The organism is Thaumasiovibrio clandestinus (genome assembly GCF_047250365.1).
GTDB lineage: Bacteria > Pseudomonadota > Gammaproteobacteria > Enterobacterales > Vibrionaceae > Thaumasiovibrio.
Map to the genome: position 1 here is coordinate 41,683 of NZ_JBLBVL010000003.1, position 12,200 is coordinate 53,882.

General features: G+C 44.6%; 8 protein-coding genes. 6 read left to right on the plus strand and 2 right to left on the minus strand.

Going from position 1 to position 12,200, the window contains the following annotated elements:
• The first annotated feature begins 21 nt into the window (after window positions 1-21).
• The 4 genes from ACKLNH_RS05765 to serS all read left to right on the plus strand — a co-directional run bounded on the left by ACKLNH_RS05765 (window position 22) and on the right by serS (window position 6,223).
• Complete coding sequence (locus ACKLNH_RS05765) at window positions 22-2,874, plus strand: DNA translocase FtsK (RefSeq protein WP_413111658.1); 2,853 nt, start codon at window positions 22-24, stop codon at window positions 2,872-2,874.
• A gap of 3 nt (window positions 2,875-2,877) precedes the next feature.
• A complete protein-coding gene (gene lolA, locus ACKLNH_RS05770) occupies window positions 2,878-3,477 on the plus strand; it encodes an outer membrane lipoprotein periplasmic chaperone LolA (RefSeq protein ID WP_413111659.1) in 600 nt (199 codons plus the stop codon).
• Window positions 3,478-3,482: 5 nt separating this feature from the next.
• Window positions 3,483-4,823 carry a replication-associated recombination protein A gene (locus ACKLNH_RS05775; RefSeq protein ID WP_413111302.1) on the plus strand — a complete coding sequence of 447 codons (1,341 nt, stop codon included), beginning with the start codon at window positions 3,483-3,485 and terminating at the stop codon, window positions 4,821-4,823.
• 107 nt (window positions 4,824-4,930) lie between these two features.
• Window positions 4,931-6,223: a serine--tRNA ligase gene (gene serS, locus ACKLNH_RS05780; protein ID WP_413111303.1), complete on the plus strand. Its 1,293-nt coding sequence runs from the start codon at window positions 4,931-4,933 to the stop codon at window positions 6,221-6,223.
• Window positions 6,224-6,294: 71 nt separating this feature from the next.
• On the opposite strand, the gene ACKLNH_RS05785 is transcribed toward serS, so the two are convergent.
• A complete protein-coding gene (locus tag ACKLNH_RS05785; RefSeq protein ID WP_413111304.1) occupies window positions 6,295-6,717 on the minus strand; it encodes an Hsp20/alpha crystallin family protein in 423 nt (140 codons plus the stop codon).
• 227 nt (window positions 6,718-6,944) lie between these two features.
• Between ACKLNH_RS05785 and ACKLNH_RS05790 the strand changes: the two genes are divergently transcribed.
• Both ACKLNH_RS05790 and ACKLNH_RS05795 read left to right on the plus strand, forming a co-directional pair.
• Window positions 6,945-7,994 carry a cytochrome-c peroxidase gene (locus tag ACKLNH_RS05790; protein ID WP_413111305.1) on the plus strand — a complete coding sequence of 350 codons (1,050 nt, stop codon included), beginning with the start codon at window positions 6,945-6,947 and terminating at the stop codon, window positions 7,992-7,994.
• Window positions 7,991-10,771, plus strand: coding sequence for an ATP-binding protein (locus ACKLNH_RS05795; RefSeq protein ID WP_413111306.1), 2,781 nt, complete (start codon window positions 7,991-7,993; stop codon window positions 10,769-10,771). The genes ACKLNH_RS05790 and ACKLNH_RS05795 overlap by 4 nt, the downstream gene beginning before the upstream one ends.
• A gap of 80 nt (window positions 10,772-10,851) precedes the next feature.
• Here the strand turns inward: ACKLNH_RS05795 and ACKLNH_RS05800 are convergent, their stop codons facing one another.
• Window positions 10,852-12,159, minus strand: coding sequence for a dicarboxylate/amino acid:cation symporter (locus ACKLNH_RS05800; RefSeq protein ID WP_413111307.1), 1,308 nt, complete (start codon window positions 12,157-12,159; stop codon window positions 10,852-10,854).
• Between the last annotated feature and the right edge of the window lie 41 nt (window positions 12,160-12,200).

Here is a 12,200-nt window from a genome sequence, read left to right on the forward strand (position 1 = left end):
TTTTTCTTGTTTTCATCCGCAATGGAGTGTTTTTTGATAAAACTGAAAGGTAAGTACCGTGAGCGTCAGCGCTTAACGGGCGGACAACGTCTTTTAGAGTGCTTGTTTATCGTTGGCCTGATGGTAGCGATATTTGTATCTATTGCTCTGCTTTCATTTCACCCTGCCGATCCTTCTTGGTCTCAAACCGCTTGGCAAGGAGACATTAACAATGCTGGGGGGGCAATTGGTGCGTTGATTGCTGATACCTTATTCTTCACCTTTGGCCTGCTAGCTTACCCAATGCCTTTTGTCTTGGTGTTAGTGGCGTGGGTTTTATTTCGTCGCCGAACGGCAGCAGAGCATCCCAATTATATGATTCTCAGTACACGATTGCTGGGCATGTTATTGTTGTTTGTTACCAGCTGTGGTTTAGCTGATCTTAACTTTGATGATATTTGGTATTTTTCATCCGGTGGTGTGATTGGCGATGTCACCACAAACCTAATTCTTCCCTATTTTAACTTACTTGGTTCAACGCTAATTCTGATGTTCTTATGGGCTGCAGGCTTTACGCTTTTTACCGGGATCAGTTGGTTGACGATCGTTGACGTACTCGGTGAAACGGTGCTTAACGGTATCGGCGGGGGAGTGAATAAAATACGCGGAACAGAGACTGAGTCGATACAGCCGTTCGATGAAGAGTGGCAAGCACCAAAAGGGCTTGATTTAGCTACCGATACGCCAATGGGTGAGGTGAATACACCACCAGTGAGCGTTGAGGCTGGCAGCGAAGGAAGCGTGACCATTCCAGATGTCCTGCTTCAATCTGCAAGTCATGAACGAGAACTGATCATTACGCGCCCAGAGCAGGCCGTCGCCTCTATTGAGGTTGAACAAACGCCAAGTGTTGGTGATGTTAGCGCTGTTTCTACTATGGTTGAAGATGAATCCACTTTCGTCTCTGAATTGACGATAGAGCCAATAACCTTTAATGACCCAGACCAAGTTAAAACGTTAACCATAGAACAGCTAGAGCAGGCTTATGCAACCGATGAGAACTTTAGCGTCTATGCAAATGAAAATGACGAAGAGGGTGTCGCCGTTGCTCCTGTTAAAGTCATCAATACTGAGAGCGGTATTTCCTCGTCAGCGACGACCACTGTTGTTGAAGAGACGAACAGCGATGTTTCCGCTGAAACGTCATCTTCTGATGCGCTCACACCTCCGCCAATTGGAGCCAGCGATGGTTTGTCAGAATTGGAGCGTGCCGAGAAAGAAGTTGGAATAGTCGGAGACGATGACCCATTCCAACAAGCGATACGCGAAGCGCAACAGCGCGAGTCGGCGATGCACAACCCATTCTTGGTGCAGAAGGACGAAAACCTTCCTAAACCACTTGAGCCATTACCAACCGTTGAGTTGTTGGCGCCAGCCATTCGTAATGTTGAGCCAGCCTCAGACGAAGAGTTGCAGCGGATCGCTCGACTACTTGAGGCTAAATTAGCTGACTATAAGGTGCATGTTACTGTGGTGGGTGTCTTTCCGGGGCCCGTCATTACACGCTATGAGCTTGAATTGGCGCCTGGGGTGAAAGTCAGCCGTATTTCTGGCTTAGCAAAGGATTTGGCGCGTGCTTTGTCTGCATCAGCAGTACGGGTTGTTGATGTTATTCCGGGTAAACCTTATGTTGGTTTAGAGCTGCCAAACAGTGGTCGCCAAACGGTTTATATGTCGGAAGTGGTGGCCAGCGATAAGTTTCAAGCTAGCCGCGCTGCACTACCGGTTGTGCTAGGTAAAGATATTGCGGGTGAAGCTGTGGTGGCTGATCTGGCTAAAATGCCTCACTTGTTGGTGGCCGGTACAACAGGCTCAGGTAAGTCGGTCGGCGTGAACGTCATGATCCTTAGCTTACTGTACAAATGCCAGCCTGAAGACTGCCGCTTTATTATGATTGACCCTAAAATGTTGGAACTTTCAGTCTATGAAGGTATCCCACATCTATTGGCTGAGGTTGTTACCGACATGAAAGATGCTGGCAATGCATTACGCTGGTGTGTCGGTGAGATGGAACGCCGTTATAAATTGTTAGCCGCGGTTGGAGTGCGGAATGTCGCTGGTTTTAACGCGAAACTGAAAGAAGCTGCTGAAGCTGGACACCCTATCCATGACCCATTATGGAAACCGGGTGATAGCCTAGATGAAACACCACCGTTGTTAGAGAAAATGCCCAACATTGTGGTTATCGTCGATGAATTTGCAGATTTGATGATGGTGGTTGGCAAGAAAGTAGAAGAGCTAATTGCACGCTTAGCCCAAAAGGCACGTGCGGCTGGCATTCACTTAATTCTAGCGACGCAGCGCCCATCAGTTGATGTTATTACCGGATTAATCAAAGCCAATATCCCGACTCGAATGGCGTTTACCGTGTCGACAAAAACCGATTCTCGAACCATTCTAGATCAGGGCGGAGCAGAGTCGCTGCTCGGCATGGGTGATATGCTCTATTTGCCTCCAGGACAGAGTCATACCGTTCGTGTGCACGGGGCATTTGCTTCCGATGATGATGTACACGCGGTTGTAAAAAACTGGAAAGCTCGTGGTAAGCCACAGTACATTGATGCCATATTACATGATGACCAAGGCTCTGAGAGCTTGTTACCTGGCGAAGCGGCAGAAGGGGCTGAAGAGTTAGATCAGCTATTTGATCAAGTGGCAGCTTTTGTTGCTGAATCTCGTCGAGGTTCGGTATCAGGGGTGCAACGTCGCTTTAAGATAGGCTATAACCGCGCCGCCCGTATTGTTGAACAATTAGAAGCGCATGGGATAGTAAGTGCTCCAGGGCACAACGGAAACCGAGAAGTATTGGCGCCACCGCCACCACCAAGAGATTAAATGATGAAGAGAGTAGTAGCATTGTTGGCGATGGTATCGTCGTCAGTCTGGGCAGATGCACAGCAAACATTGATTGAGCGTCTGAATCAAGTAAATGCCTTTAGTGCGAATTTTGTTCAGCATGTCATTAGCCCTGAAGGCGACATGCTGGTGGAGGGGCACGGTGAACTGGTGATCAAACGTCCGAGTTTATTTCACTTTCGCACCAATCAACCGGAAGAGAACCTGCTCGTCACAGATGGAGATGCACTGTGGTATTTTAATCCGTTTTTGGATGAGGTGATGATCCAAAATCTCGCTGATGTTACGGAGCATACACCGTTTGTGTTGCTAACCCGTAATCAGGCGTCAGACTGGCAGGATTATGAGGTATCTAGAAAAGGGGATCACTTTACCTTGACGCCTCACGCTAATACTAACCTTAACGGCAACTTTGAAATCGATGTGCTAGAGAACGGTAGAATTACCCGTTTCAGCTTGGTTGAACAAGATGGACAACGTACGGATTATCAACTTAACGACTTCAGCACTCAAGGGATCCCCTACGACAGCTTCTTTACTTTTATCCCGCCGAAAGGTGTGGATGTTGTTGACCAACGATAGGCGCTATGAATAACTTTTCACTCGATTTTGCGGATGATTTTCGCCCGCTGGCGGCGCGGATGCGACCACGCAATGTTAATGAATACATTGGGCAACAACATCTGCTTGGTGTTGGCAAGCCACTACGTCGCGCACTGGAAGCGGGTCAAGTACACTCCATGATCTTGTGGGGGCCGCCCGGTACTGGTAAAACCACGCTCGCTGAAGTGGCAGCGTTTTATGCGAATGCAGAAGTGGAACGAGTGAGTGCCGTCACCTCTGGGGTTAAAGATATCCGTGCCGCGATTGAGAAAGCCCGCGAAAATAAGTTGGCTGGTCGACGTACACTGCTATTTGTTGATGAGGTACATAGATTCAATAAAAGCCAGCAAGATGCTTTCTTGCCGCACATTGAAGATGGCACGGTGACTTTCATCGGCGCGACGACGGAAAATCCCTCTTTTGAATTAAACAACGCACTGCTATCTAGAGCGCGAGTATACAAGTTAAAATCGCTAACCAGTGATGAGATTCTTGCTGTTATTGAGCAGGCACTGAGTGATGCTGAGCGAGGCTTAAAAGAGAGTCAGTTGGTGCTGGATGACGAGATCCGAACGGCGTTAGCGGATCTGGTTAATGGTGATGCACGAATGGCCTTAAACTATCTCGAACTACTGGACGATATGGTAGAGGCTGATGAAAATGGTCTTAAACCTGTTGATATTGCCATGTTAGCCGAAGTCACGGGTGAACGTGTTGCACGCTTCGATAATAAGGGTGATTTATGGTATGACCTTATTTCAGCGGTACATAAGTCAATTCGAGGCTCTGATCCTGATGCCGCTTTATACTGGTTTGCGCGAATGCTTCATGCGGGTTGCGATCCCTTGTATGTTGTGCGTCGCTTGCTAGCCATCGCGTCAGAAGATATCGGCAATGCGGATCCAAGAGCGATGCAGGTCGCGGTGTCGGCGTGGGATTGTTTTACCCGTATCGGTGCCTATGAAGGTGAACGCGCGATTGCGCAAGCCATTGTCTATTTAGCGTGTGCCCCCAAGAGCAATGCTGTCTATGCTGCGTGGAAACAGGCCCAGATGGATGCAGTACAATTGCCCGATTATGAAGTGCCACATCACCTTCGCAACGCACCGACGAAGTTGATGAAAGAGATGGGCTATGGTCAAGAGTACCGTTATGCTCACGATGAGCCGGGCGCTTATGCGGCTGGAGAGAATTATTTTCCTCCAGAAATGCAACATACGCGCTACTATGCACCAACAAACCGTGGTTTAGAGATAAAATTGAGCGAAAAGCTGGATTATCTGCGTCAATTAGACCAAAAAAGCCCGATAAAGCGCTACCCTTAACCACATTTTTTTTGATATGGTTTAGCCATATAAGCCCCATTTTTAGGGCATAATGTCGAAAACCGATAAATTGTGCATTTTCGCATATTCAAGAGCATAGGATTAGCATGCTAGATTCAAAATTACTTCGTACTGAGCTGGACGAAACAGCGCAAAAACTGGCGCGTCGTGGTTTTAACCTCGATGTGGAAAAACTACGCGATTTAGAAGAGAAACGTAAATCGCTGCAGGTGCAAACCGAAGAGCTTCAGGCGCAACGCAACTCCCGCTCCAAGTCCATTGGTCAGGCAAAAGCGAAAGGCGATCATGAAGAAGCTGACAAGATCATGGCGGAAGTAGCGAATCTTGGTAGCGAACTTGATGAAGCGAAGAAAGCATTAGCGGCTCTACAAGATGAACTTAAAGCCGTTACCTTGACCGTTCCAAATGTTCCAGCGGAAGATGTTCCAGCAGGAAAAGATGAAGAAGACAATGTTGAAGTTACTGTATGGGGTGAACCAAAACAGTATGGCTTTGATGTCCGTGATCATGTCGATCTAGGTGAGATGGGTGATGGTCTAGATTTCAGTAGTGCTGTTAAATTGACCGGATCACGTTTTATCGTGATGAAAGGCCAGTTTGCGCGTCTGCACCGTGCATTAGCGCAATTCATGCTTGATTTGCATACTGAGCAACACGGTTACACTGAGATGTACGTTCCGTACCTTGTTAATGCCGATAGCTTAATGGGTACCGGTCAGTTACCGAAGTTTGGTGAAGATTTGTTCCATACCAAACCTGCGACGGAAGAAGGCCAAGGCCTATCTTTGATCCCAACCGCTGAAGTGCCTTTGACTAACATGGTACGTGATGTGATTGTTGACGAGGCTGATTTGCCGATCAAAATGACTGCACACACGCCATGCTTCCGTTCAGAAGCGGGTTCTTATGGCCGTGATACTCGTGGTCTTATCCGCATGCACCAATTTGATAAAGTTGAATTGGTTCAGATCACCAAACCAGAAGATTCAATGGCGGCGCTAGAAGAGCTAACCGGTCAGGCAGAGAAAGTTCTGCAACTGCTTGAGCTACCTTACCGTAAAGTGATCCTTTGTACTGGCGATATGGGCTTTGGTGCGATGAAGACCTATGATCTAGAAGTGTGGTTACCTGCTCAAGACACATACCGTGAAATCTCTTCATGCTCAAACTGTGGTGACTTCCAAGCACGTCGTATGCAAGCGCGTTTCCGCCGTAAGGGTGAGAAGAAGCCTGAGCTTCTACACACACTAAATGGGTCTGGTTTAGCGGTTGGTCGTACTATGGTTGCTGTGTTGGAAAACTACCAGCAAGAAGATGGCCGTATTGCAATACCAGAGGTACTAAAACCTTATATGGGTGGTTTAGACTTCATTGGCTAATATCGTTATATAGTATTCAAAAAGCCCTCCACTGGAGGGCTTTTTGGTTTATGAGAAAACAGAATCTGTGGTTAATTGATTTCAATCTCACTGTTTTCTCCCTGATCGGGTGTTACTTTAGGCACACTAATGTGTAGCACGCCATCTTTAAACTCTGCTTTAATATCTTGTTGTTGGATATTGTTACCCAAGAAGAAACTACGCATCATTTTTCCATTGTAGCGCTCTTTGTGAACAACCTTACCGTTCTCGGTTTTATCGATATTCTTACTGGTTGTAGCTTCGATAAACAGAGTACCATTGCTTATTCGCACCTTGAGATCTTTTTTGTCGACGCCAGGTAGATCTGCAGCAATCTGATATTGATTTTCTTGCTCGATAATATCTACCCGTGGTGAGAATGACTCCGTGCCGGCATTATATCTTATCGATGGAAATGCATGTTCGAACATACGATTGAAATCGGTCCAATAATCACGTGGTACTAAGCTCATAATCGCCCCCTTTGGTGTATTGATAGAGCCATTATTATTTTAGTTCAGCTATCTGTTCACTTTACAGTATGTGTTTCTCTTTTGATCAGAGTCAAAGGAGAGTCGTTGCGCTGCGTACTGAGATGTCCGCATTACCATTAGGTTCAGCAAAGGCATGCTGATTAAAAATGAAAAGCACAGAAACATAGGCCATAATGATGGTTAAAGTTAACACTTAAGTGCAAGCTATGAATAAAGTGGTTTTAAATTGGCTGGGAATGGCGATGGTGTTTTTATTGGCCACGGCTTACCTTTGGGTAACTTTTGAAGACCCAATGAAGGACCATTTGCATTTTGGTGACAAACACCTTCACCTGATTGAACCTGGCTCAAAAGATCGCGTAGACGACACTGAATTGATTGAACCAATTCCACCATTGTCGCTAACCGTAGAGCAGATGCCTGCGATTCAGTTGGGAAAACAACTTTTTATGGATCCCAACTTATCCTCAAATCAACAGGTAAGTTGTGAGTCGTGCCATCATATTTATAGTGATGGAGCTGAAGAATCAAAGGTGTCAGTTGGTGTGAATGGTGCCGGTGCTAGGAACTCACCGACAGTATTTAATGTTGCTTATAATACCCGCTTTTTTTGGGACGGAAGAGCCGCCAGTTTAAGTGAGCAGATTGATGGCCCCTTACATAACCCTTTGGAAATGAATACTAACTGGCAAGATGTCTTACTGTATGTGAATTCTGTTGAGAGCTATAGAGATCAATTTCAGTCTGCGTTTGATGGGCAAATGACGAAAGAAACGGTAAAAGCCGCGTTGGTGGCGTTTATGCGCGCGCTCGACACCCCCAACGCCCCGTTTGATCAATATTTGCGCGGCGATGAAAATGCGTTAAATCCAGCGGCAAAAGTTGGTTGGCAGAAGTTTAAATCTTTAGGATGCGTGGTATGTCATCAGGGACAAAATATTGGAGGAAACTTGTTTCAACGTTTTGGTCATTTAGATAATACCTATGCACAAAGTGACCAAGATTTAGGGCGTTACAATGTTACAGGCCAAGAGCAGGACCGGAGAGTATTTAGAGTTGCTAGTTTAAGAAATGTGGCGGAAACGGCACCTTATTTTCATGATGGGCGAGCTGAAACATTGGAAGAAGCGATTATGATAATGGCACAAGTTCAATTAGGTTATGAGCTAGAAGCCGATAGCATTATCGAAATCAGTGCTTTCTTGCGTGCACTATCCGCCCCCCCACCGCCAGTGCTAAAGGAGTTAGCTCAATGAAAATTAAGCTGACGCAAATGCAAACAGAGCGCTTACATTTTATATTAATTACACTGTGTGCGGTGTGGTTCACTTTTAGTTTTGCAATGAGTCATATTAGTGGCTCTTATCAAAAGGCTTATCTATTTTTATCACAAGATATCATACATAGTTTGGAGGAAATTAATGCTTTTGAATATGGTGAAAATAGAGTATTCGATCGCTTTTCAGCGGAACTTGTTCAACTTGAAGTTGAATCTAAGTTTTTATATGAAAATATAAAAAACAACTACTATGCTTATCTTCCATTTTTCAACCCTATATCAGAAAAAGCGGTCGAATTATCATATCAATATCGTACAGAAGTCATATTGTTGACTCAGCGTATTGAGCGTATGTTAAGCGAAAAAGTTTCTCTGCAGTACACCAATAAAACTATTCGAGGTCTTAGAGAAATATTATCCCTATCATCCCAATCGAGTTCAGAACAATTAATTGCCTATGACTTTCTTGAGAACCAGTTAGATAAAAAGTCGCTACAACAAGATCATAAAAATTACTTTACATTATTAGCAATTAAAGAATATATGCGACTGCAAGATAGGGTAGAAGATGCGATTAGGCATGAAAAAGTAGCACTATTAGATAGCGATATTCATCGTAAAATAAATAACAATAACGACTATTGGTTAGAGCGAAGGGCTTATGCGCAGGTTAATATTACACTGGCCTCTATCTTCTTGTTTCTAGTTTTGTCATCACACCTCTATTGGCACCAATGGGCACAACAATATAGAGAAAAGAAATTAAGTGCGAAGTTACTGGAGAAGGAACGCGAACGCTCACAGTTGGCTATGGTGGTTGAACATGCCAGTGATGCTATTATTATCACAGATAAATACGGTAAAACATCATGGGTTAATCGAGCATTTGAACAGCTATCTGGTTATACTCGGCAAGAGTTTGTAGGTAGAAAGCCGGGTCATTTGCTACGGGGAAAATTGACATCTTTAGATGAAGCGAAGCGTATCTCTGAACATATAAGCCAAGCAAAGGCTGTGACTGCAGAATTAGTAAACTACCGTAAGAACGGTCAACCTTATTGGGTTGAACTTGCGATTACGCCAGTATTTGATACCAATAATCAGTTAGAGCAGTTTATCGCTGTTGAGAGAGAAACCAGCCAAAGAAAGCGGTTAGAGCAACGTTTAGAAGATGCGGTTAGCAAAGCTGATGAGTCCAATCGAGCAAAGTCAACTTTTTTGGCCACTATGAGTCATGAATTAAGAACTCCTCTCAATGGTATATTGGGAATGGCACAAATTCTAGAATCGACTGATATGAATGTTGAACAGCACGAGCAGTTAAGTGTCTTGCTGGAGTCTGGATATCATTTACTCTCATTACTTAACGATATATTGGATATCTCAAAAATTGAGGAAGGAAAGCTTGAACTTGAGAATGAGGAGTTTGCGCTAGATGATATCTGTGCACCGATATTAAGCACTTACTCAGCGGTATGTCAGGAGAAAGGATTAACATTTGAGCTTGAGAATCAACTAGGAACAAGAAAGTCATATCGAGGCGATAAGTCACGGATCCGACAGGTTATATTTAACTTGCTGGGTAATGCTGTTAAATTTACAGAAAAAGGCGGAATTAAAACGACGTTCTATTCTGAGCCTGATTTGCAAATTGATAAAAGAGAGTTGTTACGGATAAAGGTCGAAGATACAGGTATAGGTATCCCTCACGATAGACTGAATACTATTTTTAACCCTTTTATTCAAGCTGAAGCTTCAACCACACGAAAGTTTGGCGGTACTGGGTTGGGCTTGGCTATTGTAAAAAAGCTGGCTCATTTAATGTCGGGTGATGTGTCTGTTTCTAGTAAAGTAGGAACAGGAAGCCAGTTTGAAATTTCTCTTTATCTTGAGCCGATTAATTCAAAAAGAAAGTCAGAGAAGGAAGGTATCTTCTTAGATAGTCGGGTGCTCGATGTTTCACTTAATATTTTGTTGGTTGAAGATAATAAAGTCAATGCGTTAGTAGCCAAAACTTTTTGTAGTAAGCAGGGCCATAATGTAGATGTCGCTGAAAATGGACAAATCGCCGTGGACAAAGTCAAAGGTGGGCAATATGACTTGATCATTATGGATAATCATATGCCTGTAATGGATGGCATTGAGGCGACAAGAATCATTCGACAGGAACTGAAGTCCAAGACCCTAATTTTTGGTTGTACGGCCGACGTATTTAAAGAAGCGCACGATAGCTTTGTTGCCGCAGGGGTGAATCATATACTGACTAAGCCGCTGCAAAAAGAGAGCTTTATTGATGCACTTTATCGTTATCGACAGCAATTAACGGCAAGTAAAACTGATAATGTCGTTCACCTTATTCGGCATGATATACAGCACTTAGGTAAAGCGGCGTGTACTGAAGCTGAAATCAGTTTGCAGACTCACCATGGTCATGGAACGGTAGTTAATCTCAATGATATTGAACAGTTTAAAGCGTTAGGTGAGCAACTGTTGTCAGCTTTGGTTGAAGCATACTCGAACAAAGATAAGGCGCAACTTAGCGCTTGTCTATTGAGATTAGAAACTGGCTGCCAGTGTTTGAACTTAAACTTGGTCGAGAGTAAACGAAGTCTTATTATGACATGCTTGAATAACAATCAATTGCCAGAGTTAGAGTTGATGCAGTCACTGATTAATTTGCTGGAAGTTAATGTTCATGAGGCGATAAGAATACTCGACACGACTTTAGAAGATGAATCAGAACAGGAAGAGTAAATCAGACCTTAATAAAAGACGCCCCGTATTTGTTATCAGCTCGGGGCGCACTTAATTTAGGTCTCCAGATTAGTCAAAGGCTAATTGGTAATTGGATGGAGGTGAACTTCTTCTTCTTTTTCGCCGGCAACTGGGTTGTTGTAAGTATCGATATCTAATTCGCCTTCGCTTTTTGCTACAATACAAGTCACGGCACTGTCGCCAGTAATATTAACCGCTGTACGAATCATATCGAGTAGGCGGTCAACACCCATGATGATCGCGATTCCCTCAACAGGAAGGCCGACCTGATTCAGTACCATTGCGAGCATGATAAGGCCAACGCCAGGTACACCTGCTGTACCTACGGATGCCAATGTCGCTGTCATGATAACAGTGAGATAGTCACCCATGGTCAGGTCGATATTAAACGCCTGAGCGATAAACATGGTGGCGACACCCTGCATAATCGCAGTACCATCCATGTTGATGGTCGCACCAAGAGGCACAGTGAAAGAAGCGATGCGATTGCTGGCTCCTAGGCGCTTGGTTGCAGTCTCCATTGTTACAGGCAGAGTGGCGTTAGATGATGCGGTTGAAAAGGCAAACATCACAGCGTCTTTCATTTTACGTAGGAAAATGCGTGGGTCTAGGCCGCCTAGTGTCTTTAGTAATAGTGGGTAGGTGATCAGTGCGTGAAGAAGCAGGGTACAGGTCAGGACTAAGAAGTACTCAAACAGATTAAAGATGGCGCTAAGCCCGAGTGTAGAGAACAGCTTTGCCATCAAGCAGAATACACCGAAAGGGGCGATATTCATTAGCAGAGCAACTAGCTTCATAATAACACTATTTAGATCAGCAAACAGGCTTGCAACACGCTTACCCGGTTCACCTGCCGCGGCGATAGCAATACCGAACAGAATGGCGAAAACGATAATTTGTAGTGTATTGCCTTCTGCCATCGCGTTGATTGGGTTGCGAGGGAACATGTTAATAATAACTTGTCCTAAAGCTGGAGCCTCGCGAGATTCAAAGGTGGTCGCTGCGGCTAGGTCTGCACCTGCGCCTGGCTGAAAGATGGAACCCATGGTTAAGGCGAGAGTAATTGCGATAGCCGTTGTCAGTAGATAAAAGGCGATGGTTTTACCACCGAGGCGACCCAGAGTCGAGATATCCTTTAGTGAACTAGTGCCACAGACGAGAGAGACAAAAATAAGTGGCACAACTAACATTTGTAGGCTGGATACGAAGATGGCACCACCAACGTTAAGTAAGCCGTCAACCAAGTAGTCTTGAACCCAAACGATGTTGCCAAAAACATGTTGGATAGCAAACCCAGTTAGGATACCTGCCACCATACCCAAAATGACTTTTTGGGTGAGTGATAATTTGTTGTTTTGCATATTCATGCGTTAACGCTCCTTATTATTATAGCTTCGACTACTTTCAA